Below are 24,977 nucleotides of genomic sequence, written 5' to 3' on the forward strand. Positions count from 1 at the left end.
AACAGTAACACGTTCTATTTTTGTCCTGTGAGCTACAACATAGCCGATCTCGTCGAACATGCCGTCGACTTGATGCCCGACCGGATCGTGCTGGTCGGCGAGCATCGAGAGTCGACCTACGCCGAACTGGAGGAGCGGGCCAACAAGTTGGCCCACTACCTGCTGGAACAGGGTGTGCGTCCCGGCGACAAAGTCGGAATCTATTCCAGGAACACCGTGGAGGCCGTCGAAGCGATGGTGGCCGTCTTCAAGGCGAGGGCGGTGATGATCAATGTCAATTTCCGCTATGTCGAGAACGAGCTGCTGCACATCTTCGACAACTCCGACATGGTGGCGCTGATCCACGAGCGCCGCTACACCGACAAGGTGGCGGCGGTGCGGGAGAAGGTGCCCGCCCTGAAGACGGTGATCGTCGTCGATGACGGCACCGACGAACCGACCGGCGCCGATACCGTGGAATACGAAGCAGCGCTGGCCGATGCGTCGGGTGAACGCGACTTCGAGGAGCGCTCGCCCGACGACATCTACATGCTCTACACCGGTGGCACCACGGGTCTGCCCAAGGGTGTGATGTGGCGGCACGAGGATGTCTGGCGGGTGCTCGGCGCCGGCATCAACTTCGTCACCGGCGAGTACACCAAGGACGAATGGGAGCTGGCCAAGATCGGCGCGGCCAACCCGCAGATGGTGCGCTTCCCGATCCCGCCGATGATCCACGGCGGCTCGCAGTGGGCCACTTTCCACAGCCTGTTCGGCGGTGGCAAGGCCGTGATGATCCCCGAGTTCAGCGGGCACGGTGTCTGGCAGGCCGTCGACAAGCACGGCATCAACCTGATCTTCATCACCGGTGACGCGATGGCCCGCCCGATGCTCGACGCCCTCGCCGAAGGCAACCCGGAAACCGGTGAGCCCTACGATCTTTCGACCCTGTACGTGCTGGCCAGCAGTGCGGCGCTGTTCTCGCCGTCGCTCAAGGACAAGTTCCTCGAAGTGCTGCCCAACCGGATGATCTCCGACTCCATCGGCTCCTCGGAGACCGGATTCGGCGGCCTGTCCCTGGTCGCCAAGGGTGCCACGCACACCGGTGGCCCCCGGGTGAAGATCGACGCGGCCACCCAGGTGCTCGACGAGGAAGGCAACCCGGTCGAACCGGGTTCCGGCGTCGTCGGCCTGCTGGCCCGTAGCGGGCACATCCCGCTCGGCTACTACAAGGACGAGGTCAAGTCGGCCGCGACGTTCAAGGAGTTCAACGGGGTCCGCTTCGCGATCCCCGGCGACTACGCGCGCGTCGAGGAAGACGGCTCGGTCACCATGCTCGGCCGCGGTTCGGTGAGCATCAACAGCGGTGGCGAGAAGATCTACCCCGAAGAGGTGGAGGGCGCCCTCAAGGCCCACCCCGAGATCTTCGACGCCCTGGTCGTCGGTGTCGAGGACGAGCGCTGGGGCCAGCGGGTCTGCGCGGTCATCCAGTGCCGCGGCGAGAACCGCCCCACCCTGGCCGACCTGAAGCCGATCCTCGCCCAGGAGATCGCGTCCTACAAGCAACCACGCAGCCTGTGGTTCGTCGACGAGATCAAACGCTCGCCCGCCGGCAAGCCGGACTACCGCTGGGCCAAATCCCAGACCGACGAGCGCCCTGCGGACGAGCACGCGGAGGCAGGCTCGGCCTAACGTCGAGCGATGAAAGTCGTGGCCCGTCCAGCGTTTTCGCTGGGCGGGCCATTGTCGTGCCCGGCGGCGAACAGGGCGCGGTCGGTCGCCGGGATCCAGCATCCGAGGGCGGCATCGCGGTTGTAGGTGCCGCGCACGTGGTCGACAAGGTGGGCGAGTTCAGGGTGGCGGTTGGCCGTCTTCCACAGCAGGGCGAAGGGATAGGCCGGGACCGGGTCGGTGATCGGAATCTGGCGGCTGTCCGGGTGCCATGGCGTGCTTGTCGCCTCGCCGGTGAAGGTGGCCAGAGTGCGGGAGGCCGTCACCTGCTCGACGATGCGCGCCATCGGCACGGCTCTTGGACCGGTCTCGACGCGGATGCCGCTGAATCGGCTGAGGTGGTCGTAGAAGTCGGCCCACTCGGAGTGCACGGCGGCGCCGGGGACCCAGGCGGTGAACGGGCGCAGGTCGTCGAGGGTGACGTGGGCGCGGGTGGCGAGCGGATGGTCCTTGCCGACAAGCAGCCGCAGTGGTTCGAGGTAGGCGGGGATGGCGGTGATGTCCCTCGGCAGCGGCGCGGCGGCCCAGTGCGCCCGGGCGAAGGCGGCGTCGACCTTGCCTTCGATCACGGCGTTGCGCGGCGTTGTGCTCGCGATGACCGTCTCGACGTCGGCAACCGGTCGCTGGCTCCGATAGAACCGCATCACCTCGGCGTCGGCGATCCGGTCGCCGTGCACCGCGACCCGCAACGGCGTGCGGACCGCGCGTATCGCGGCGTCGGCGGAAGCCAGGATGGCCCTCGCGTGCGGTAGGAAGCGCAGCCCGATGGGCGTGAGCACGGCCCCGGTCGGTGTCCGCTCGAACAGTGCCGTCCGCAGTTGCGCCTCGATCTTGGCGACGCGTTTGGAGACCGATTGCTGGCTGATGCCGAGTAGGTCGGCGGCATAGCTGAACTGACCTTCCTCTGCCACGGCGACGACTGTGCGCACAGCAGCGAGATCGAGATCCATCTCCACCTCCTCATACAGGCATTGGGTGTGCACCAGGGCGCGTCGGTTGTTCGACCTACCACCGTGACACGGGTTCGAATGCAGCACGATCCGGTCGTATGCCCCTGGACCACAGCGCTACCGAGGGTAAACGAGCCGGCGCGACAGTCGACAGCGTGAGGCGGTTCCTGGTGGGCGATTCAGCTTCCTTCGTGCATCTGCACAACCATACGGAGTTCTCGATGTTGGACGGGATGGCCAAGGTCGGCCCGATGTTCGCCGAGGCGCAACGGCTCGGAATGCACGCGGTGGGGATGACCGATCACGGCAACATGTACGGGGCATCCGACTTCTTCCGGCAGGCGCAGCGGTCCGGTATCAAGCCCATCATCGGCATCGAGGCATACGTGGCGCCGGGTTCGCGACGGTCGACCGATCGGGTGCGGTGGGGTGATCCGTCGCAGAAGGCCGATGACGTGTCGGGATCGGGTGCCTACGTCCACATGACGATGGTCGCGGCGAACGCCGTCGGCCTGCGGAATCTGTTCACCCTGTCCTCGCTCGCCTCGTTCGAGGGTCAGCTGGGCAAGTGGCCGCGGATGGACGCCGAGCTCATCGCCGAATACGCCGACGGAATCATCGCGACTACCGGTTGCCCTTCGGGAGAGGTGCAGACCCGATTGCGCCTCGGCCAGTTCGACGCGGCGTATCAGGCCGCCGGAACCTGGCGTGAGATCTTCGGCCACGGCAACTTCTACCTCGAACTGATGGACCACGGCCTCGCCATCGAGCGCCGAGTCCGCGAGGATCTGCTCGCAATCGGGGCCAAGGCAGGCATCGCACCGCTGGCGACGAACGACTGCCACTACGTGCTGCGGGGTCAGTCCGCGGCGCACGAGGCGATGCTGTGCGTGCAGACCGGCAAGACGCTCTCGGACCCCACCCGCTTCCGGTTCGGCGGCGACGGCTACTACCTGAAATCGGCGGCCGAGATGCGCGCCCTGTGGGACGACGAGGTGCCTGGCGCGTGCGATGCGACGCTCGCGATCGCCGAACGCGTCGAACCGTACGACGAGGTGTGGGCGTTCCAGGACCGGATGCCGGTGTTCCCGGTCCCCGACGGACACGACCAGGACAGCTGGTTGCGCGTCGAGGTGGATGCCGGACTGCGGTGGCGGTTCCCTGGCGGTGTCCCCGACAGCTACCGCGACCGTGCGCGATTCGAGCTGGATATCATCCGGGACAAGGGATTTCCCGCCTATTTCCTGGTCGTCGGCGACCTGGTCGCGCACGCGCGAGAGGTCGGTATCCGGGTGGGACCCGGGCGCGGATCAGCAGCCGGTTCGCTCGTTGCCTACGCCCTTGCCATCACCAATATCGATCCGATCGAGCACGGGCTGCTCTTCGAACGCTTCCTCAACCCCGAGCGGCCGTCTGCGCCCGATATCGACATCGACTTCGATGACCGGCGGCGCGGCGAGATGATCCGCTACGCCACCCAGCGTTGGGGCGCCGACAAGATCGCGCAAGTGATCACCTTCGGCACCATCAAAACGAAGGCTGCGATCAAGGATGCCGCCCGCGTCCAGTTCGGCCAGCCCGGATTCGCACTCGCCGACCGGATCACGAAATCCCTGCCGCCGACAGTGGCGGCCAAGGATATTCCCGTTGCCGGGATCATGGATCCCGCCCACGAGCGCTACGGTGAGGCCGCCGAGGTACGCACGCTGATCGAGTCCGATCCGGACGTGCGCACCATCTACGACACGGCGGTCGGGCTGGAGGGAATGGTTCGAGGCGCCGGAGTGCACGCATGCGCGGTGATCATGTCGTCCGAGCCGCTGCTGGGGGTGGTTCCGCTGTGGCGGCGCCCGCAGGACGGAGCCGTCATCACCGGGTGGGACTATCCGTCGTGCGAAGCCATCGGCCTGCTCAAGATGGACTTCCTCGGCCTGCGCACACTCACCGTGATCGGCGACAGCCTGGACAACATTCGCGCGAACCGTGGCATCGAACTCGATCTGGACACTCTCGGTCTCGACGATCCGGCCGCGTACGCCATGCTCGCCCGTGGCGACAACCTCGGTGTGTTCCAGCTGGATTCGGCGGGGATGCGGGAACTGCTGCTGAAGATGGCGCCGACCGAATTCAACGACCTGGTCGCCTCGAACGCGCTGTACCGGCCGGGGCCGATGGGCGTCGGCGCGCACTGGTCCTATGCCGATCGTAAGAACGGGCGCGAGGCCGTCACTCCGATCCATCCGGAGCTCGACGGCGCGCTACAAGAAATTCTGTCCGAGACCTACGCACTCATCGTCTATCAGGAACAGATCATGCAGCTCGCGCAGCGGGTGGCCGGGTACACCCTCGGTCAGGCCGATCTGCTGCGTCGTGCCATGGGCAAGAAGAAGCCCGAAGTGCTGGCGATGGAGTTCGAGAACTTCCGTAACGGTATGCACCGCAACGGGTACGGCGACGATGCCGTCACCGCGCTGTGGGAGGCGGTGCTGCCGTTCGCCGGTTACGCCTACAACAAGTCGCACGCCGCCGGATACAGCCTCATCATGTACTGGACCGCTTATCTCAAGGCGAACTATCCCGCGGAATTCATGGCGGCATTGCTGACCTCGGTCGGTGACGACAAGGACAAGACAGCGATCTACCTTGCTGATTGCCGCAAGCGCGGGATCCGGGTGCTACCGCCGGACGTCAACGAATCGGTTGCCACCTTCTCCCCGGTGGGTACCGACATCCGCTACGGGCTCGAAGCGGTTCGCAATGTGGGTGCGCCGGTGGTCGCGGCGATAGTCCGGGCGCGCGAGACCGGTGGCGCGTTCACGGGATTCTCCGACTATCTGGACAAGGTCGACATCGTGGCCTGCGCCAAGAAGGTCATCGAATCACTGGTCAAGGCAGGGGCATTCGACTCGCTCGGCCACAGTCGACAGGGCCTGTACAAGGTGCATTCGGAGGCGATCGATGCGGTGGTCGGAATCAAGAAGGCCGCTGCAGCAGGGCAATTCGATCTCTTCGTGACCGCTGAAACGTCGGTCGGCAGCTTCGCTGTACCGGTCCCCGAGCAAGAATGGGACGAGCGGCAGCGTCTGGCCCACGAGCGGGAGATGCTCGGGCTCTACGTCTCCGGGCATCCGCTCGACGGAGTCGCGAACACGCTGGCCGCGCTCGCGGACACGTCGATCACCGCAGTGCTAGAAGGCCGGATTCCGCACGGCCGCACCGTCGTTCTCGGCGGCATCGTCGTCGCGATCGATCGGCGGGTGAACAAGAAGGGGGAGCCGTGGGCGATCGTGCAGATCGAGGACCTCGAAGCGGGCTCTGAGGTCCTGTTCTTCCCCGCGCCCTACGCGGCCGTCGCCACCAGGCTGACCGAGGATGCCATTGTTCTGATCACCGCCCGCATCACCGTGCGAGACGGGCGGACTTCCTTGTTCGGTGATGACCTGACCGTCCCGGATATGAGTGGTCACGGCGTGCCGGTCGTCCTGAAGATCACGACCCAGGCCTGCACGAAGAGCAATGTCGTAGCGCTACGCGAAGCGCTGCGGCGCCACCCCGGCGGCACCGAACTGCACATCGAATTCCACGGAAGCAAGGGCCCGAAGAAGTACTCGATCGACCCCAGCTTCCGGATCAGCAGTACGCCGGCGCTGATGGGCGAGCTCAAAGCGATCTTCGGCCCCGGCTGTCTGGTGGGTTAGCGGTTGCCGAGTTCTGCCAGTTGGTAGGCCAGTTTGGTGCGGATTGCGGGGATGCGGGTGAGGAGGCGGATGGCGGTGGCTGCGGGCAGTGAGATGGCGGCCGTTTTCGACTCCTGGTCAATGCTTGTTTGCCAACGCTTGTAGGCAAAACGGCAACGTGCCAGGATACGGCCGATCGGAATCGTCCGGGATTCAGCCAGGCCAATGGTCAGTGCTTCAACGCGGAAGCGAGGCGGAATGCGATCTCGGGAACATCGTCGACTATGCCACTGGCCACGTCGATCATGAGGTCGTAGGTGAGGTCTTCGTCGAGAGCGCTGGTGTCGATGCCGTTGTAGGCCAGGAAAACGATCGCGCCTGCGATGGCAAGGCGTTTATTTCCGTCGACGAGCGGATGATTGGCCGCGATCGAATGCAGGAGCGCTGCCGACTTCTGCCAGATGCCGGGGTAGGCGTCGGTGCTGAACACCGTGGTTGCCGGTCGCGCGGCCGCCGAGGCGAGCAGGCCCGCGTCGCGAACGACATACTTCCCTGCCACATCCTCGGCGATCGCTCGCAGGTCGGCGACAGTGAGGTAGTAGATCTCCGCTTCGCTCACTCGGCGAGCCTGTCGAGCAGGCTCCTGTGACGCTCGGCGAATTGTCGCGATAGTGCGCGGACTTGGTTGTCTGCGGTCTCGGCCATCGAGTCCGGCACCACGGCCGCTACGCGGCGGCCATGGCGGGTCAAGTGCACGACGGTGCCGCCCTCGGCAGCCGCAATCACTTCGGCGAGGCGCTCCCTGGCCTCACTTACCGGGAGCTCCCAGTTCTCGGGCGCGGGGGCTGCAGTCATGCCATGAATTGTACATCTTTGCCGACAGTTCGTACGAACTGTCGGCAAAGGGTTAGCTCGCCAGTTCTGCGCCCAACGCGAGGAGGTGGGGGGTTGCTCCGCCGAGGGCGAATTCGTTGTGCTTGGCGGCGGTGAAGTAGTTGTGGGTGATGTGGTCGCGGTCGATGCCGAGGCCGCCGTGGACGTGGACGACGGTGTGGGCGACCTTGTGTCCCGCCTCGGCCGCCCAGAACTTGGCGATGTGGATGGCTTCTGCGGCGGGGAGGTCCTCCGAGAGGCGCCAGGCGCCCTGGGTGACCGTGAGGCGCAGGCCGCCGATGTCGATGTAGGCGTCGGACAGGCGCTGGGCCACCGACTGGAACGAGCCGATCGGCTTGCCGAACTGTTCGCGGGTGCGGGTGTGCTCGGCGGTCAGCTCGAGCGCGCGCTCCAGGGTGCCCAGTTGCAGGGCCGACAGGCCGAGCCAGGCGTGTTCACGCAGCCAGGTGAGGATGTCGGCGCCTGCCTCGATGGTGCCGAGCAGCTCGCCCGGAGTGGCCGCGAGCTCGACGGCGAACTCGGGGCTCAGGTCGACGACCTGCTGGGCGGTACGGGTGACCGAAGCGTGCTCCGGATCGACCACGAAGACGCCGACACCGGTGGAGGTGATGGCGGGCACCAGGATTCGTTCGGCCCGGTCGGCACAGGCGACGGTGGTCGCGGTACCGGTCAGCGCCCATGCGGCACCGGCGGCCTCGGCGACGATGCCCGGCGCGCTGGTGGTGGCGCGCAGTTCCTCGGCGAGCGCGGCGGTCAGCACGATCTCGCCCGCGCCTGCCCGCGCGGCCAGCTCCTGCTGGCCCGCATTGCCGAACTTCGCCAGCGCGCCCGCGCCGAGGACGATCGACCACAGGTAGGGCACCGCGGCGACCACGCGGCCGAGTTCACGCAGGATCGCGGTCTGCTCGAGCATGCCGAAATCGCTGCCGCCCAGTGCTTCTGGCAGCGCGGCGGCCAGCACGCCGGTCTCGGCGAGCGCCTTCCAGAGCTGCTCGTCGAAGCGGCCGGCGGTGTCGAGTTCACGCAGGCGATCGGCGGTGACGAGCTTGGCGCAGACCTCGCCGGTCAGCCGGGCGAGATCGGTCTGGGCTTCGGTGGGAGTGAAATCCATGGGGAGATACCGGCTTTCGGGATCAGCGGGCGGAGGCGGGCTGGCGCAGGGCGGTCATGGCGATGATGTCGCGCTGCACCTCGTTGGTGCCGCCGCCGAAGGTGAGGATCAGCGCGGCACGGTGCATCCGCTCTAGCCTGCCGAGCATGTGCGCGCCGGGAGAGTCCTGGCGCAGGTAGGCGTGCGGGCCGACGACTTCCATCAGCAGGCGGTAGGTCTCGGTGGCGAGTTCGGTGCCGTAGACCTTGCACGCGGACGCGTCCCACGGCTTGGGCGCCGCTTCCCCGCCCAGATCGGCGCGACTGGCGATCTCCCAGTTCAGCAGCTTGAGGTATTCGACCTTGGCGTACACGCGGGCCAGATTGAGCCGGACCCATTCCTGGTCGATCACGCGCTTGCCGTCGGACAGGGTGGTTTCCCTGGCCCACTCGACGGTCTGCGCGACCGCGAGGCTCAGCGGACCCGCCGAGGTGAGGGCGACGCGCTCGTGATTGAGCTGGTTGGTGATCAGCGACCAGCCGCCGTTCTCCGGACCGACCATCGCCGAGGCGGGCACCCGCACGTCCTGGTAGTAGGTGGCGCTGGTGTCGGGCCCGGCCATCGTGTGCACCGGCGTCCAGGAGAACCCTTCGGCGTCGGTCGGCACGATGAGCATCGTGATGCCCTTGTGCTTCTTGGCGGTCGGATCGGTGCGCACGGCCAGCCAGATGTAGTCGGCGTAGGCGATGAGGCTGGTCCACATCTTCTGGCCGTTGATGACGAAGTCGTCGCCGTCGCGGACCGCGGCGGTGCGCAGCGAGGCGAGGTCGGTACCGGCACCCGGCTCGGAGTAGCCGATGGCGAAGTGCAGCTCACCGGAGGCGATCTTGGGCAGGAAGAACTTCTTCTGCTCCTCGGTGCCGTACTGCATGATGGTCGGCGCGACCGAGTTGAGCGTGAGGAACGGGACCGGCGCGCCCGCGATGGCCGCTTCCTCGACGAAGATCAGCTGATCCATCGTGGTGCGGTCCTGGCCGCCGTACTCCTTGGGCCAGCTCAGGGTGAGCCAGCCGTCGCGGCCCATCTCGCGCACGACCTCGCGGTAGACGTTGCCGGAGCCGTATTCGCCGGTCGTCATGCTCAGCGCCGCGCGTCGTTCCGGTGTCATCAGCTTCGCGAAATATTCGCGCAGCTCGGCGCGCAATTCTTCCTGCTGCGGCGTATACGCGACGCGCATGCTTCCTACCTCGGTGTCGAGCTGAAAGGGCGGGTGGCGGGGCGCAGGGGATGAGCCCCGCCGAAACCGATCATTGCATATTAACTGGAACATGTTCCAGTATTGAAGGTGATTCGGCGCCTGTTCCGCCTCGGGGGCCGGGCTGTCTGAGTTAGTGTCGCGGAGACCGTGTGGAAGGAAGTTCTCATGAAGATCATCGTCGATTTCGACCGGTGTGAAGCGAACGGCGTCTGTGTAGGAATCGCCCCTGACATGTTCGAACTCGATGACGACGACATGTTGACCGTCGCCGAGGGTGATGTCGAGCCCGATCGCCTCGCCGACGCGGAGGAAGCCGTGGCGCAGTGTCCCAAGGCGGCGCTGAGGTTGGCGTGATCCGCTCTTGTCGGATGGTGGAACACGTTCTAGAGTCGGCCGAATGAGTGTGACGCAGATTTCATTGGAGGGTCGGGTCGCCATCGTGACCGGCGCGGGCGCCGGGCTCGGCAGGGCCGAAGCTCTCGCGCTGGCGTCGGCCGGTGCGGCGGTGGTCGTCAACGACCTCACCGAGGACGCGGCGGCCGAGACCATCGCCGCGATTCGCGAGCTCGGTGGCAAGGCGGAATTCGTCGGCGGCTCCATCGCCGAGCGCTCGACAGCCGACGCGCTCGTCTCGGCCGCGCAGGAATCGCTGGGCGGGCTCGACATCGTCGTCAACAACGCGGGCATCACCCGCGACCGCATGCTGTTCAACATGTCCGACGAGGACTGGGACGCGGTGATCGCGGTCCACCTGCGCGGACACTTCCTGCTCACCCGCAACGCGGCCGCCTACTGGCGCGCGGCGTCCAAGGCGGCGGGCGCGCCGGTCTACGGCCGGCTGGTCAACACCTCCTCGGAGGCGGGCCTGCTCGGACCGGAGGGCCAGGCCAACTACGGCGCGGCCAAGGCGGGCATCACCGCCCTCACGCTGACCGCGTCGCGCGTGCTGTCCAGGTACGGCGTGCGCGCCAACGCGATCTGCCCTCGGGCCAGGACCGCGATGACCGAGGCGGTCTTCGCGGACGCGCCGGAGGGCGCGGTCGACCCGCTGGCGCCCGAACACGTGGCCAAGCTCGTCGCCTACCTCGCCTCGCCCGCCGCCGACGCGGTCAACGGTCAGGTGTTCGTCGTCTACGGCCCGATGGTGGCGCTGATGGCGGCACCGACGGTCGAGCAGCGCTTCGATGCCGCGGGCGCCGAATGGTCCGAGGCCGACCTCGCCGCCACCCTCGGTGGTTACTTCGCTGACCGCCCCGCCGACCACACTTTTTCGGCGCGCGACCTCCGCGATCTGGGCTGAGAAGTCCGGTCCGCGGTTTGCCCGATGTTGGCCCGCCGCGGACCCCGCCGGATTTGTCTCGCCTGTCGTGTTGATCACCAGTCCAGGTCTTGGTAGACATGACCGTCGGGGTGTGTGACGCCTCACAGGAGGGCCGCCGAATTGAATAAGTATCCGTTTCAGTTTTGACAGCGATTTACGAGAAAAAGTCCTGTTCTGAGTCTATGAAAATGGCAGACGTTAGCAGGAACATGTTCTAGTCTTTGGGCAGTCTTCAGATCGGGGTGGCAGTGCAGTACGGCTACGCGGACAAATCGGTCCGCCCGTCGAAAGAGGAGGTTTCGGAATGAACAACCTCCTTGCTGTCCCGTTGCGGGCGGTCGGCGGATTCTTCGAACTCGGCGCCGACGTGGCTCGCGCCACCGTCCGCAAGCCGTTCCAATGGCGCGAATTCGTCGACCAGGCCTGGTTCGTGGCTCGCGTCTCGATCGTGCCGACCGTGCTGGTCGCTATCCCGTTCACGGTGCTGGTGGTCTTCACCCTCAACATCCTGTTGCGCGAGATCGGTGCCGCCGACCTCAGTGGAGCGGCCGCCGCGTTCGGCGCCGTCACCCAGGTCGGGCCGATCGTCACGGTGCTGATCGTGGCGGGCGCAGGCGCCACCGCGATCTGTGCCGACCTCGGCGCACGCACGATTCGCGAAGAGATCGACGCGATGAAGGTGCTCGGCATCGACCCGGTCAGCCGACTGGTCGTGCCGCGCGTGTTCGCCTCGATGTTCGTGGCACTGATGCTCAACAGCCTGGTGTGCACCATCGGCATCGCCGGCGGTTTCGTGTTCTCGGTCTTCCTTCAAGGCGTGAACCCCGGCGCGTTTGTCAATGGCATTCCGCTGCTGACGAGTCTGCCCGAGCTGATCCTCTCCGAAATCAAGGCGGGGTTGTTCGGCCTGATCGCCGGAATGGTCGCCTGTTATCTCGGGCTCCAGGTCAAAGGCGGACCCAAGAGCGTCGGTGACGCGGTGAACCAAACAGTGGTTTTCGCATTCATGGCGCTGTTCGTGGTGAATGTCGTTGTCACCGCGATCGGCCTGAAATTCACGGTGCGGTGACACGATGGCATTCATAGTTCGCAGCAAGTTCCCGCGCACGGTCCGCCGTTTCGACCGGATGTCGAAATCGATGGATTCCCTGGGCGATCAGGCCATCTTCTTCGTCAAGGCGCTCGGCTCGGTGCCGCGTGCGCTGGTGCACTACCGCACTGAAACCATCCGGCTCATCGCCGAGATCAGCATGGGCAGTGGCGCCTTGGCCGTGATCGGCGGCACCGTGGTGATCGTCGGCTTCCTGACCCTCATGGCAGGCGGCACCATCGCGGTGCAGGGCTACAGCTCGCTCGGCAATATCGGCGTCGAGGCCCTGACCGGATTCTTCGCTGCCCTCATCAATGTGCGCATCGCGGCACCGGTGATCTCCGGTATCGGACTGGCCGCCACTATCGGCGCAGGCGCGACCGCGCAGCTGGGCGCGATGCGCGTGGCCGAGGAGATCGACGCGCTGGAATCGATGGCGATTCGGCCGATTCCGTTCCTGGTCGGCACCAGGGTGCTGGCGGGCATGATCGCGATCGTGCCGCTCTACGCACTCGCGGTGATCGCCTCGTTCATCGCCAGCCGCTTCGCGACCGTGGTGATCTACGGGCAGTCGGCCGGTGTGTATGACCACTACTTCTCGACCTTCCTTATCCCGAGCGACATCCTGTGGTCGTTCGGGCAGGCGATCGTGATGGCACTGGCCGTGATGCTGATCCACACCTACTACGGCTTCCACGCCGCTGGTGGTCCGGTCGGCGTCGGCATCGCGGTCGGTAACGCGGTGCGCTCGTCGCTGATCGCGGTCGTCACTGTGACGCTGCTGATCTCACTGGCCATCTACGGCACCTCCGGCAACTTCCACCTCTCGGGATAGCGTGATGGACACTTCACGATTCGTTGCCGCATTGCAGGGCGGGCTCGGGCGCAAGCTCGCCGCGCTCACGATGGTCGGCTTGCTCGTCGGGCTCGCGGCCTTCGCGTTCGCCCTCTTCCAAGGTGCGTTCACCACCACCGCGAAGGTGCTGGTCGACGCGCCCCGCGCCGGCCTCGTGCTCGACCCTGACGCCAAGGTGAGGGTGCGCGGTGTCGAGATCGGCCGGGTCGCCGAGATCAACCTGCGCGACGACGGCGCACAGATCCTGCTCGAGGTCGACCCCGAACAGCTGAAGCTGGTGCCGGCGAACGCGGGTGTCGACATTCGTTCGACCACGGTGTTCGGCGCCAAGTATGTGAATTTCATTGTCCCCGAACAGCCTGCGTCGAACTCGCTGAAGCCGGGCGCCACCGTCGCGGCCAGCGCCGTGACGGTGGAGTTCAACACGCTGTTCCAGCACCTGTCCGATGTGCTCGCCCAGGTGGAACCGGAGAAGCTCAATGCCACACTCGCCGCGCTCGGCACCGCATTGCAGGGCCGCGGCGACAAGCTGGGTGAACTGCTGGTGAGCTCGGACCGCTACCTGCGTGAGATCAACCCGTATCTGCCCACGCTGCAACAGGATCTGGACAAGACGGCCCAGGTGTCCGACATCTATGCCGATGCTTCCGGCGCGCTGTTGCGCACCGTGGACAACGCCACGGTCACCGCGAAGACGCTGTCGGAGTTGCAGGCGCAGCTCGACGATGTGCTGGTGAACGTGATCGGACTTTCCGACACCACGGGTTCGGTGTTGCGGGAGAACGAATCCAACCTTGTCACCGCGCTCGACCTGCTGCGGCCGACGACCAGCCTGCTGTTCGAATACGCGCCGGCGTTGACCTGCATCATCGACGGACTCGGCCCGCTCATGCCGTTGGCCGACGAAGTATTCGGCGGCGTGGTGCCGGGTGTCGGCATGCATGCCTCGTTCATGCCCGGCCAGAAGCCCTACAGCTACCCCGAGGATCTGCCCAAGGTGAACGCAACTGGTGGGCCGCACTGTGAAGGCGTGATCGACCGGGTGCCGGACAGCCACTCGAACTATGTGGTGACCGATACCAGTCAGGGCGCACCGTTCACGCCGCGTACCGCGCCGCCCGAATTGAACAGCGCACCAAAGGTTTTCCAGCTCTTGCTGGAGGGACTGCCGGGAGTGACACGGTGAAGAATACGGCGACGACGGTCAAGCTCGCGATCTTCACCGTGGTGATGACGCTGGTGTTCGCCGGCTTGGCGATCGTGCTGAGTCAGGCGCGATTCTCCAGCGAGAACGGCTACAAGGCGGTGTTCACCAGCTCCTCGGGCATGCTGCCGGGGTCGAAGGTGCGCATCGCGGGCGTGCCGGTGGGATCGGTGACCTCGGTGAAGGTCGGTGACGACGATCTCGCACACGTCGAGTTCGACGTGGACACCAAGTACTCCGTGCTTTCGAGCACCCGCCTGGCGATCAAGTACGAGAACCTGGTCGGTGACCGGTATCTCGAGCTGAAGGAGGGTCCGGGCTCTGCCCGCGAGCTGCCCGACGGCGCCACCATCGGCAAGGAGCAGACCACGCCCGCACTGGACCTGGACCTGCTGCTCGGCGGGTTCAAGCCGCTGCTGCGTGGCCTTGACCCAGGTCAGGTCAACGACCTGACCTCGGCGCTGCTGCAGATCTTCCAGGGCCAGGGCGGCACGCTGGTCTCGCTGCTCAACAGCGGCGGCAGCTTCGCCAAGACCCTCGCCGACCGCGATGCCCTGATCGGCAGCGTGATCGACAACCTGAACACGGTGCTGGCCACCATCGACGATCGAGACGAACAGTTCGCCACCACGATCGAAGAATTGCAGCGCATGGTCAGCGGATTGGCCGCCGAACGCGACCCGATCGGCGCCGCATTGCCCCGAATCGCCGGTGCGACAAAGGAACTCAACGACCTCCTGACCACCGCCCGCCCGGACCTGCGCAACACCATCGAGCAGACCGGGAGGCTGGCCACCAACCTCGACAACGGCTCCGACGATCTCCAATGGGTGATCGAGAAGCTGCCGGAGACCTACAAACAACTCATCCGCGTCGGCTCTTACGGCTCGTTCCTGCAGCTGTACATCTGCGGCACCACCATGCTGGTCGACGGCCCGGACGGTCAGATCATGGAAGTGAAGTTGCCGGCTCGACAGGCGACCGGAAGGTGTGCGCCCAATGAGTGAGAAGAAATCATCGGCGGTCACCATCGGCATCGTCGGCATTGTGCTGGTGGTGACGATCTCGCTCGCCACGCTGCAATTCACCAAGTTGCCGTTCATCCGCTCCGGCGCGACCTACACGGCATTCTTCGTCGACGCGGGCGGGTTGGTGCCGGGCGACCCGGTGCATGTGGCCGGCGTGCGTTCCGGCGAAGTCGGCGAGGTGTCGCTCGATGGTCCCAAGGTGCTGGTGAAGTTCACCCTCGACGAGTCGATTGTGCTGGGCCAGAAGACATCCGCCGCGATCAAGACCAACACGGTGCTCGGTCGCAAGTCCCTGGATGTGGTGCCGACCGGACAGGGCGCGCTGCGTACCTCCGACACCATCCCGCTCGACCGGACCACGTCGCCGTACTCGCTCAACGAGGCGCTCAGCGATCTCGGCGCGACCGTCCGCGATCTCGATCTGGATCAGGTCGACAAGACACTGGACACGCTCTCGGCCGCCTTCGCGGACACACCGGGACCGCTGCGCAACGCCCTCGACGGCGTCAGCGCACTCTCGCGCAGCATCAATACGCGCGACCAGGCGCTGACCGATCTGCTCGGCCGGGCGCAGAACGTCACCAAGATCCTGGCCGACCGTAGTTCGCAGCTCAACGTGCTGCTGCTCGACGGCAACAACCTGCTCGGCGAACTCGATAACCGTCGCGCCGCCATCAACCAGCTCATCGTCTACGTCGACTCGGTGGCCAAGCAGCTCTCCGGGCTGGTCGCCGACAACGAGGCGCAGATGAAACCGACACTGGACCGGCTCAATTCGGTGCTCGGCCTGTTGCAGCGCAACAAGCAGAACCTGACGCAAGCGCTCGAGAACATCGGCCCCTACGCCTCGGCGCTGGGCGAGCAGGTCGGCAGCGGTCCGTGGTTCAACGCCTACGTGGTGAACGCGACGAGTACCGGGCTGCGCCCGCTGGTCGACGCGCTGGTCTGGCCTGAGCACCTGCCGCAGGACGTGATCGACATCTTCACCAAACCGGACCTGCCGGCCATCATCCCGTCCGAGGAGGATCCGCCGCGATGAGCATCGCATCGAAAGTTCGTGGCGTGCCACGTTGGACGCTCGCGGTCGCTGTGGTGGTGATCGTCGCACTGGTCGCGGTCGGGGTCTACTTCAGCCTCGGCATCGGAAAGACCAAGATCACCGCCGCCTTCGTGTCGACCACCGGCCTGTACGAGGGTGACGAGGTGCGGATGCTGGGCGTGACGATCGGCAGGATCGACGCGATCGAGCCCGGCGAAGGTCGGGTGCAGGTGCGGATGTCCGTCGACAGCGGCATCGACCTGCCCGCGGACGCACGCGCCGTGCTGATCGCGCCCTCGCTGGTGTCGGCCCGGTTCATCCAGCTGGCGCCCGCCTACGACGGTGGCCCGAAGCTGGCCGACGGTGCGCAGATTCCGATCGAGCGCACCGCGGTGCCAGTGGAGTGGGACGACATCAAGGCCGAATTGACCAATCTAGCAACGGCTCTCGGGCCCGTCGGGGACGACGAGCAGGGTTCCTTCGGGCGCTTCGTCGACACCGCCGCGAACAACCTCGACGGCAACGGCCAGAAGTTCCGCGACACCCTGCGTGAACTGTCGGCGACGCTGAATACGTTGTCCGACGGGCGAACCGACCTCTTCGGCACCATCCGCAACCTGCAGAAGTTCGTCGAGGTGCTCTCGGCGAGCAACGAGCAGATCGTGCAGTTCGGCGGCCGCCTGGCCTCGGTGGCCTCAGTGCTCGCCGGTGCGTCGGAGGAACTCGGTGCGGGCCTGGACAGCCTGGATGTGGCGCTCGCCGACGTGAAGCGCTTCCTCGAGGGCAGTGGTGCCGAGCTCACTGACGGTGTCGAGCGGCTTGCCGATGTCACCCAGACGCTGGTCGACAAGCGGCCGGAGATCGAACGGCTGCTGCATTCCGCGCCGACCGCGCTGGTGAACTTCTACCAGATCTACCAGCCGGCCCAGGGCGCGCTCAGCGGCGCTGTGACACTGAACAATACGGCAGACCCGTTGAGTTTCCTCTGCGGTTCCATCCGGGCGATCGAGGACAGCGACTCGGACCGGTCGGCGGATCTGTGCGCGGAATTCCTGGCCCCGGTGATCAGCTCGCTGGCGATGAACTACGTGCCGATCATGCTCAACCCGGTCACCGGCACGACGGCCCTGCCCGGGCAGCTGACGTACAGCCCGCCGAGTGTGGAGGCGCAGGTGGATCGCAGTGAGGTGCCCGAGGCGACGGCTCCGATCGCTGTGCCGAACGGTCTCGCCGGACTTGCGGTTCCAGGAGGACAACGATGAGGCCCCAACGAATGTTCGCCGGGCTGGCGGTGGGCGTCGCGGTGACACTCGGCGTGACCGGCTGTCAGTGGGACGGACTGAACTCCCTACCCATGCCCGGCTCCGAGGGCTCCGGCCCCGGCTCGTACACCGTGCGGATCCAGATGCCCAATGTCACCACGCTGACCCGGAATTCGCCGGTGCGGGTGGACGATGTCGAGGTCGGCAATGTCACCGGAATCGATGTCGAGGGCTGGCACGCACTGGTCACGGTGTCACTGAATCCCGAGGTGAAACTACCCGCCAACGCGATCGCCAAGATCGGCCAGACGAGCCTCCTCGGCAGCAATCACGTCGAGCTGTCCGCGCCTACCAACACACCCGCCCAGGGTCAGCTGCGAAACAACGACGTGATCCCGCTGGAGCGGGCCGGAGCCTACCCGACCACCGAGCAGGTGCTTTCCTCGCTGTCGGTCGTGCTCAACGGCGGCGGCATCGCACAGCTCGAGACCATCACCAGGGAGATGAACGCGGCGCTCAACGGCCGCGAGGCCGAGATCGCCGATCTGCTGCCGCAGCTCGACCAGCTGGTCACCGGTCTGGACAAGCAGACCGGCAGCATCATCGCCGCGATGGAGGGCCTCGACCGGCTCGCGGGCAACCTCGCCGACCAGAAGGACGTGCTGGCCCGCGCGATCGATGAGATCCACCCGGCACTGACGGCGCTCGCCGACCGCACCGCCAACATCACCAGGGCGGTCACCGCTCTCGGCGAGCTCAGCGATGTCACCGAGCGGATCATCCAGACCAGCGGCGACGACCTGAAGGCCAACCTGGCCAGCCTCGGCCCGGTGCTGGAAACCCTGGCGAACACCGGCACCAACCTCATCGCGTCGATGGGCATTCTGCCGACGTTCCCGTTCCCGATGCGCAACATCGGCAAAGCGATCAAGGGCGACTACCTCAACCTCTTCATCACCTTCGACCTGACCGGTAGGCGACTGGACACCAACTGGCTCACCGGCACTCCGCTCGGGGGTCGTTTCGGTGGTGTCGAGGGGGTGCTCGGTACCTTCGCGCCTTCTTCCGCGACCGACGCCGGCGACCCGACCAAGGTCCCGGAGACGCCCGCGCCCAGTGCGGCACCGACGCCGACACTGCCCGGACTACCGTCGATCCCCGGCCTGCCCGCCATTCCCGGAATCACCGTGCCGCTGCCCGGCCAGGAAGGAGCGGGTCGATGAAGCTCACCAGGTTCGTCCACATTCAGCTCGCGATCTTCTCAGTCCTCACCGTGATCGGTCTCGTCGTAATGGGCGGGACGTACATCCAGCTACCCGCGATGTTCGGTATCGGCCGCTACGGTGTGACGGTCCAGCTCGCCGCCACCGGCGGGCTGTACCCGACCGCGAATGTCTCCTACCGCGGCACCAACATCGGCAAGGTGGAGGCGGTCCGCCTCACCGCGGCCGGGGTCGAGGCCGATCTGTCGATCGACAGCGATTACAAAGTGCCGTCGGACTCGATCGCCTGGGTTCGCAGTGTTTCGGCGATCGGTGAGCAGTACGTCGACCTGGTGCCCGAGGTCGACGCGGGCTCCGGCGATCTGCACGACGGCTCGGTGATCCCGGTGGAGCGCACCAAGCTGCCCCAGGATGTCGGTTCGATGCTCGACCAGGCCGACAAACTGCTGGCGACGGTCGCCGACACTCGCCTGCGCCAGGTGATCGACGAGGCGTTCCTGGCCTTCAACGGCGCAGGCCCTGATCTGCAGCGGTTCATCGACTCGGCGTCGCTGCTGGTGCAGCAGGCCGAGACCGATGTGGAACCGACCAAGAAACTGCTCGATCAGATCGGTCCGCTGCTGGACACCCAGATCGAGTCCGATGCCAATATCCGTTCCTGGACAACAGATCTCGCTACCGTCACCGATCAGCTCCGCGAGCACGATCCGTCGTTGCGAAACCTGTTGCACAACAGTCCTTCCGCGATGCAGAAGGTGAACGAGCAATTCCAGAGTCTGCGTCCGACGCTGCCGCTGCTGGCGAGCAATCTGGTGGGTCTCGGCCAGGTCGGGGTGACGTATCACGCTGGTATCGAACAGCTTCTGGTTGTTTTCCCGCCGATGATCGCGGCCTTCAGGACCATTTTGCGCGGACCGACCAGGTACGGCGCGATGGTCAACTTCATGACCGTGATCAACGACCCACCCGCCTGCACCACCGGCTTCCTGCCCCCCGACCAGCGGCGTTCGCCGAGCGACTTCACCCCGATCGACACCCCCCCGGGGCTGTACTGCAAGGCGGCTCAGGATTCTCCGATCGAAGTGCGCGGTATCCGCAACTCGCCGTGCATGGAGTATCCCGGCGTCCGGGCGCCTACTCCCGAACTGTGCCGGACCGGGTACGTGCCGGAAGGCACCAACCCAGCGTTCGGCGCGCCGCAGCCGGTAGCCCCGGCTTCGGCCCCCACCGGCGCGTCCACCGGCGGAGTCACCCCCGCCGCCGCGCGCCCCTATGATCCGTCCACGGGCAGCTATCTTGGCCCGGACGGACGCATGTACCGCCAAGGTGATATCGCCTCCGATGGTTCGGGCACTGTCCCGGCCAGCTGGCAGGCGATGTTGGAGGAGCAGCAGAGATGAGTGAGAGCAACAACGGCCGTCCGCGTCGGCGGGCAGGCAGGTCGGCGGGTCCGCCGGTGGAGGATGTGCAGGTCGTCGACGTGACTGTCGACGGGGGTGCGGTTGAATCGGCCGAGGTGGTCGATGCCGAGGTGGCTTCGGACGAGGATGCCACGGTGGTCGCGGCTACCGTCGAGCTGACGAAGTCCGCAGTGGTGGACGAGGCAGTGGTGGACGAGGACGCCGACGATGATTCGGCCGAGCTCGACGAAGAAGACGCGAAGCTGACGAAGCTCGGGCAGATCATCGGGCTCGCCGCCGCCGCGGTGCTGGTGTTGGCGCTGGTCGTCGGTGCCACGTTCGCCGCGCTCGCGGCACGGTCGGGGAGTCAGGACGAGGATCTGCGCGCGCAGTACACCCAGACCGCGCGTCAGGCGGTCATCAACCTGACCACCATTCGCGCCGACTCCGCCAAGGAGGACATCGAACGGATCCTGGCGGTGGCCTCGGGGGAGTTCAAGTCCGAATTCGACGGTCGCGTCGATCCGTTCATGGATGTGGTGAAGCAGGCCAAGGTGGTCTCCAGCGGCGAGGTCGTCGAGTCGGGGATCGAGTCCGTCGACGAGAATTCGGCGAAGGTGCTGGTCGCCGCCAAACAGACGGTGAGCAATACCGGTTCGGCCGAGCCGCAGGCACGGCAGTACCGATTCCGGATCACTGTGTCGAAGGGCGACACCGGAATGACCGTGTCGAAAGTGGAGTTTGTCGGATGAGCAAGCGAATCAAGATCGTCTTCGGAGCCCTCGCGGCAGCTGGTTTGATCGCCGCCATCGTCCTGGGCGTCAGCGGGTTTCAGCTCTGGCAACAGGACAAGACCGAGCAGGCGCGTACCGACGCGATGAGTACCGCCAGCCGCACGGTGAGCGCGATGTTCACCTACGAGCCCGCGACCGTCGACACCGAATTGCCTAAGGCTGCCGACAATCTCACCGAATCGTTCCGGGCCGAGTACCTGAAACTGATCGAGCAGGCCATCGCGCCGGGCGCCAAGGAGAAGCAGCTCACCGTCAAGGCCACCACCCAGGCCGAGGGCGTGGTGTCGGCGGATCCGGAGAAGGCAGTCGTGCTGCTGTACCTGAATCAGCTGACCACCAGCAAGGATTCGCCGGAAGGCGCCACCTCGGGCAGCCGGGTCCGGGTGTCACTGGAGAAGGCCGACAACCGCTGGCTGGTCGCTCAGGTCACGCCGGTCTGAGCTGTTCATCGCGGGGGAGGCGCACCACGAAGGTAGCGCCGCCGCCCGGGGTGGATTCCACGCGCACGGTGCCGCCGTGCGCGGCGACGAGCGCGGCCACGATGGAAAGGCCGAGCCCACTGCCGCTTCTGTTGTCCGCGCGCCGGGTGCGGGAGATGTCCGCGCGGTAGAAGCGTTCGAAGACGTGGTCTGTTTCCTCGGCGGTGAGTCCTGGGCCGGTGTCGACGACCTCGACCTGGACTTCGTCGGTCTCGGGGGTCAGGCGGACGGTGATCGAGGTGCCGTCGGGGGTGTGGGTGCGTGCGTTGTCGAGCAGGTTGGTGAGGACCTGGCGCAGGCGATGTTCGTCGCCGAGGATTTCCAGGGTGCCGGTGCCTTCGGCGATGTCGAGGGTGATGGGCCGGTGTTGTCCTGCGGCGGCTTCGACCGCGCGGGCACTGTGGACGGCGTCGCCCGCTATCGCCAGCAGGTCCACCGGGCCGAGTTCGACGGGGCGTTGAGCGTCGAGGCGGGCCAGCATGAGCAGGTCTTCCACCAGCAGGCCCATGCGCTGTGCCTCGTGTTCGATGCGGTTCATGAACATCGCGGGGTCGGTGGTCGCGCCCTGGCGGTACAGCTCGGCGAAGCCGCGGATGGTGGTGAGGGGTGTGCGTAGTTCGTGGCTGGCATCGGCGACGAAACGGCGCATCTTCGCCTCGGACGCGCGCGCGGCGGTCTCGGAGGCCTCGGTCGCGGCGAAGGCCTGCTGGATCTGGGTCAGCATGCTGTTCAGCGAACGGGACAACCGGTCGACCTCGGTGGCATTGCCGTGCACCGGGATTCGATGATGTAGCTCGCCGCCCGCGATCGCCGCCGCTGTCGCTTCCACCCGGTGCAGCGGGCGCAGGCTGCCGCGCACCACGAAATAGGCCGCGATGGCCAAGGCGAGCAGCACAATCGCGCCGACGATCAGTTGCAGCACAACGAGTCTGCGTACCGTCTCGATGTTCTCGGCCAGCGGCCACGCGACCGTCGCCGTCGCGCGATGGCCATCGACGGTCACCACCCGCCACTGATCGTCCGAGCCGTCCAGCGAGCCGACCGTGACCGGCTGACGTGCAGGGGGATCGGGGAGATCTGGCTGGGCGTCGGTACCGAAGACGTTGTCGAGAAGCACCTTTCGGGTGCCGTCCGTGCTCTGGGCCGTCACGAAGTAGCGACCGGGTGGCTGACCGGACTCCGAGGAGGGCGGGGGCAGATTCGGCGCGGGCAGCCCGACCCTGCGCTCCCATTCCATCGCCGCGTCCTGCAACTGCTGATCGGTGCGGTTCTGCAGCGAGTTCTCCATCGCCTTTGTCACCACGAAACTCGAAGCGACCAAACCGAATCCGGCCAATGCGACCAGCATCAGCACCAAGGTCACCCGCAGGGGGAGTCTGCTCACCGGGTCGGCTCACGCATCACATAGCCGACCCCGCGCAGCGTGTGGATCAACCGCTGCTCGCCGGTGTCGACCTTCTTGCGCAGATACGACACGTAGGTCTCCACCACGCCCACCTCGCCACCGAAGTCGTAGCGCCAGACGTGATCGAGGATGCGAGGTTTGCTCAGCACGCTGCCCGCGTTCACCATGAAATAGCGCAGCAGCGTGAACTCGGTGGGCGACAACGCAACCGGTTCGCCCGCCTTCCACACCTCGTGCGTGTCGTCGTCGAGTTCGATGTCGGCGAAGCGCAGCCGGGTGCTCGCCTTCGCCGGTTCGGCGTGGCCGGCGCGACGCAGGATCACCCGCAGCCGCGCCACCACTTCCTCCAGGCTGAACGGCTTGGTGACGTAGTCGTCGGCGCCGAGGGTGAGCCCGGTGATCTTGTCGTCCACGTCGTCGCGCGCGGTCAGGAACAGCACCGGTGCGTCGATGCCGTCGGCGCGTAGCCGGCGCAGCAGGCCGAAGCCGTCCATGCCGGGCATCATCACGTCGACGATCAGCGCCTGCGGCCGGAACGTGCGCGCCCGGTCGAGCGCCTCGGCACCGTCGGCCGCCGTCGCCACCTCGAACCCCTGGTAGCGCAAGCTCACCGCCAGCAGTTCGACGATCATCGGTTCATCGTCGACCACGAGCACCCGCGCTTCGGGCACACCACCACTCATGCCCCTATGCTCCACCACCCCGCTGGGAAGTGGCTGGACCGACGCTGTGAGGTCGCTGTGTGGTTCAGCGCTGGTCGGCGGGGAAGGTCTGCTCGTCGCTCATCAGGGCCGAACCGGCGATATTGCCGTGTGACAGCGCGTCGAGGAAGGCGCGCGCCCAGCGTTCGACATCGTGGGTGAGTACCTGACGGCGCAGGGACCGCATCCGGCGGCGCTTGGTGTCGCGATCGTCGTCGAGTGCGCCGATGATCGCGTCCTTCACGCTGTCCAGGTCGTGCGGGTTGCACAGGTAGGACTGGCGCAGCTCGGCCGCGGCACCGGTGAACTCGCTCAGCACCAGGGCGCCGTTGAGGTCGCTGTGGCAGGCCACGTACTCCTTTGCGACCAGGTTCATGCCGTCGCGCAGGGGCGTCACCAGCATGGCGTCGGCGGCGATGAAGAAGGCGATCAGCTCGTCGCGGGGGATCGGGCGGTGCAGGTAGTGCACGACCGGGTAACCCACGCGGGCGAATTCGCCGTTGATCCGGCCCACCTGGCGTTCGATGTCGCCGCGCATCTTGATGTAGCTCTGCACGCGTTCGCGGCTGGGGGTGGCCAGCTGCACCATCACCGTCTCGGTCGGGTCGATGCGGCCCTCTTCGAGCAGTTCCTGCAGCGCGTTGAGCCGGATGTCGATGCCCTTGGTGTAGTCGAGGCGGTCGACGCCGAGCATGATGTTCTTGGGATTGCCCAGCTCGGCACGGATTTTCGCGGCCCGCTCGCGCACCGAACGACGACGGGATGACTCGTCGAGTTCGGCGGAATCGATCGAGATGGGGAACGCGCCGACGCGGACCGTGCGGAAACCGACCTGCACGACACCGAGCTTCGAGCGAACCCCGATGGTGCCACGCGAGGTGGGCTGACCGGCCAGTCTGCGGGCCAGGTAGAGGAAGTTCTGCGCGCCGCCGGGCAGGTGGAAACCGATCAGGTCGGCGCCGAGCAGACCCTCGACGATCTCGGTGCGCCACGGCATCTGCATGAACAGCTCGACCGGCGGGAACGGGATGTGCAGGAAGAAACCGATGGTCAGATCGGGGCGCAGCATGCGCAGCATCTTGGGCACCAGCTGGAGCTGATAGTCCTGCACCCAGACCGTCGCGCCCTCGGCGGCCACCTTCGCGGTCTCCTCGGCGAAACGCCGGTTGACCTCGACATAGGCTGCCCACCAGGCCCGGTCGTACACCGGGCGCACGATCACGTCGTGATACAGCGGCCACAGCGTGCCGTTGGAGAACCCCTCGTAGTAGTCCTCCACCTCCTGCGCCGTGAGCGGCACCGGATACAGCTCGAGCCCGTCTTCGATGATCGGTTCGACCTCGACATCGGGCACACCGGCCCAGCCGACCCAGGCGCCCTTGTTGCTGCGCAGCACCGGTTCCAGCGCGGTCACCAGCCCACCGGGGCTGCGCTTCCACCTGGTGGTGCCGTCGGGCAGGCGTTCGAGGTCGACCGGCAGCCGGTTGGCGACGACGACGAATCCCGAACCCGCACCGGAAGGCGCGAGGGTTTCGCTGTTTTCGGACGGACGGTCGTTGGACGGTTGATCGATCATTTGGTCCACTCACGCATCCT

22 protein-coding genes are annotated in these 24,977 nt (G+C 66.2%); 14 read left to right on the forward strand and 8 right to left on the reverse strand.

The features are described 5' to 3' along the window. Positions 1–27: 27 nt before the first annotated feature. Positions 28–1,671 carry an acyl-CoA synthetase gene (locus ACFWPX_RS26165; protein WP_378929871.1) on the forward strand — a complete coding sequence of 548 codons (1,644 nt, stop codon included), beginning with the start codon at positions 28–30 and terminating at the stop codon, positions 1,669–1,671. Here the strand turns inward: ACFWPX_RS26165 and ACFWPX_RS26170 are convergent. Continuing rightward, positions 1,668–2,660, reverse strand: coding sequence for a LysR family transcriptional regulator (locus ACFWPX_RS26170; protein WP_378913825.1), 993 nt, complete (start codon positions 2,658–2,660; stop codon positions 1,668–1,670). The two genes, ACFWPX_RS26165 and ACFWPX_RS26170, sit on opposite strands and share 4 nt — an antisense overlap. Before the next feature lie 167 nt (positions 2,661–2,827). Between ACFWPX_RS26170 and dnaE the strand changes: the two genes are divergently transcribed. Further along, complete coding sequence (gene dnaE / locus ACFWPX_RS26175; RefSeq protein ID WP_378930016.1) at positions 2,828–6,358, forward strand: DNA polymerase III subunit alpha; 3,531 nt, start codon at positions 2,828–2,830, stop codon at positions 6,356–6,358. A gap of 208 nt (positions 6,359–6,566) precedes the next feature. Here dnaE and ACFWPX_RS26180 read toward each other — a convergent pair whose 3' ends face one another. The 4 genes from ACFWPX_RS26180 to ACFWPX_RS26195 are packed head-to-tail and all read right to left on the reverse strand — an operon-like array spanning position 6,567 to position 9,558. Next, a complete protein-coding gene (locus ACFWPX_RS26180; protein ID WP_378913826.1) occupies positions 6,567–6,956 on the reverse strand; it encodes a type II toxin-antitoxin system death-on-curing family toxin in 390 nt (129 codons plus the stop codon). Then, positions 6,953–7,192 (reverse strand): type II toxin-antitoxin system Phd/YefM family antitoxin, encoded by a 240-nt coding sequence (locus tag ACFWPX_RS26185; protein WP_378929873.1) that lies wholly within the window; start codon positions 7,190–7,192, stop codon positions 6,953–6,955. The genes ACFWPX_RS26180 and ACFWPX_RS26185 overlap by 4 nt, the downstream gene beginning before the upstream one ends. Positions 7,193–7,244: 52 nt before the next feature. Further along, on the reverse strand, positions 7,245–8,342 hold the full coding sequence (locus ACFWPX_RS26190) for an acyl-CoA dehydrogenase family protein (protein ID WP_378929875.1): 1,098 nt from the start codon (positions 8,340–8,342) through the stop codon (positions 7,245–7,247). A gap of 22 nt (positions 8,343–8,364) precedes the next feature. Further along, the gene (locus tag ACFWPX_RS26195) at positions 8,365–9,558 is read right to left on the reverse strand and encodes an acyl-CoA dehydrogenase family protein (protein WP_378929877.1); all 1,194 of its coding nucleotides are present in this window, start codon (positions 9,556–9,558) and stop codon (positions 8,365–8,367) included. A gap of 186 nt (positions 9,559–9,744) precedes the next feature. Here ACFWPX_RS26195 and ACFWPX_RS26200 point away from each other — a divergent pair, with 186 nt between their 5' ends. The 12 genes from ACFWPX_RS26200 to ACFWPX_RS26255 all read left to right on the forward strand — a co-directional run bounded on the left by ACFWPX_RS26200 (position 9,745) and on the right by ACFWPX_RS26255 (position 21,236). Next, entirely contained in the window at positions 9,745–9,933 is a 189-nt protein-coding gene (locus ACFWPX_RS26200; RefSeq protein ID WP_378929879.1) for a ferredoxin, read from the forward strand. Between the two features lie 43 nt (positions 9,934–9,976). Continuing rightward, complete coding sequence (locus tag ACFWPX_RS26205) at positions 9,977–10,879, forward strand: 3-oxoacyl-ACP reductase (protein WP_378929881.1); 903 nt, start codon at positions 9,977–9,979, stop codon at positions 10,877–10,879. A 325-nt stretch (positions 10,880–11,204) separates the two neighbouring features. Beyond that, on the forward strand, positions 11,205–11,969 hold the full coding sequence (locus ACFWPX_RS26210; protein ID WP_378929883.1) for an MlaE family ABC transporter permease: 765 nt from the start codon (positions 11,205–11,207) through the stop codon (positions 11,967–11,969). Between the two features lie 4 nt (positions 11,970–11,973). After that, on the forward strand, positions 11,974–12,825 hold the full coding sequence (locus ACFWPX_RS26215) for an MlaE family ABC transporter permease (RefSeq protein ID WP_378929885.1): 852 nt from the start codon (positions 11,974–11,976) through the stop codon (positions 12,823–12,825). Positions 12,826–12,829: 4 nt separating this feature from the next. Then, positions 12,830–14,032, forward strand: a complete 1,203-nt coding sequence (locus ACFWPX_RS26220; RefSeq protein WP_378929887.1) for an MCE family protein — start codon at positions 12,830–12,832, stop codon at positions 14,030–14,032. Continuing rightward, on the forward strand, positions 14,029–15,057 hold the full coding sequence (locus tag ACFWPX_RS26225) for an MCE family protein (protein ID WP_378929889.1): 1,029 nt from the start codon (positions 14,029–14,031) through the stop codon (positions 15,055–15,057). The genes ACFWPX_RS26220 and ACFWPX_RS26225 overlap by 4 nt, the downstream gene beginning before the upstream one ends. Continuing rightward, on the forward strand, positions 15,050–16,117 hold the full coding sequence (locus tag ACFWPX_RS26230) for an MCE family protein (RefSeq protein ID WP_378913836.1): 1,068 nt from the start codon (positions 15,050–15,052) through the stop codon (positions 16,115–16,117). The genes ACFWPX_RS26225 and ACFWPX_RS26230 overlap by 8 nt, the downstream gene beginning before the upstream one ends. Beyond that, positions 16,114–17,379, forward strand: a complete 1,266-nt coding sequence (locus ACFWPX_RS26235; protein ID WP_378929891.1) for an MCE family protein — start codon at positions 16,114–16,116, stop codon at positions 17,377–17,379. The genes ACFWPX_RS26230 and ACFWPX_RS26235 overlap by 4 nt, the downstream gene beginning before the upstream one ends. Next, positions 17,376–18,602 (forward strand): MCE family protein, encoded by a 1,227-nt coding sequence (locus tag ACFWPX_RS26240; RefSeq protein WP_378929893.1) that lies wholly within the window; start codon positions 17,376–17,378, stop codon positions 18,600–18,602. The genes ACFWPX_RS26235 and ACFWPX_RS26240 overlap by 4 nt, the downstream gene beginning before the upstream one ends. Further along, positions 18,599–20,002 (forward strand): MCE family protein, encoded by a 1,404-nt coding sequence (locus ACFWPX_RS26245; protein ID WP_378929895.1) that lies wholly within the window; start codon positions 18,599–18,601, stop codon positions 20,000–20,002. The genes ACFWPX_RS26240 and ACFWPX_RS26245 overlap by 4 nt, the downstream gene beginning before the upstream one ends. Beyond that, a complete protein-coding gene (locus tag ACFWPX_RS26250; protein ID WP_378929897.1) occupies positions 19,999–20,754 on the forward strand; it encodes a hypothetical protein in 756 nt (251 codons plus the stop codon). Before ACFWPX_RS26245 ends, ACFWPX_RS26250 begins: the two co-directional genes overlap by 4 nt. Then, positions 20,751–21,236 carry a h domain protein gene (locus ACFWPX_RS26255; RefSeq protein WP_378929899.1) on the forward strand — a complete coding sequence of 162 codons (486 nt, stop codon included), beginning with the start codon at positions 20,751–20,753 and terminating at the stop codon, positions 21,234–21,236. Before ACFWPX_RS26250 ends, ACFWPX_RS26255 begins: the two co-directional genes overlap by 4 nt. Here the strand turns inward: ACFWPX_RS26255 and ACFWPX_RS26260 are convergent. From ACFWPX_RS26260 to ACFWPX_RS26270, 3 genes are all read right to left on the reverse strand, one after another. Next, on the reverse strand, positions 21,223–22,659 hold the full coding sequence (locus ACFWPX_RS26260; RefSeq protein ID WP_378929901.1) for a sensor histidine kinase: 1,437 nt from the start codon (positions 22,657–22,659) through the stop codon (positions 21,223–21,225). The two genes, ACFWPX_RS26255 and ACFWPX_RS26260, sit on opposite strands and share 14 nt — an antisense overlap. Next, positions 22,656–23,363: a response regulator transcription factor gene (locus ACFWPX_RS26265; RefSeq protein WP_378913843.1), complete on the reverse strand. Its 708-nt coding sequence runs from the start codon at positions 23,361–23,363 to the stop codon at positions 22,656–22,658. Before ACFWPX_RS26265 ends, ACFWPX_RS26260 begins: the two co-directional genes overlap by 4 nt. A gap of 64 nt (positions 23,364–23,427) precedes the next feature. Continuing rightward, positions 23,428–24,957 (reverse strand): trehalose-6-phosphate synthase, encoded by a 1,530-nt coding sequence (locus ACFWPX_RS26270; RefSeq protein WP_378914050.1) that lies wholly within the window; start codon positions 24,955–24,957, stop codon positions 23,428–23,430. Positions 24,958–24,977 lie beyond the last annotated feature (20 nt).

It is taken from the genome of Nocardia sp. NPDC058518, assembly GCF_042719655.1.
Classification (GTDB): Bacteria; Actinomycetota; Actinomycetes; order Mycobacteriales; family Mycobacteriaceae; genus Nocardia.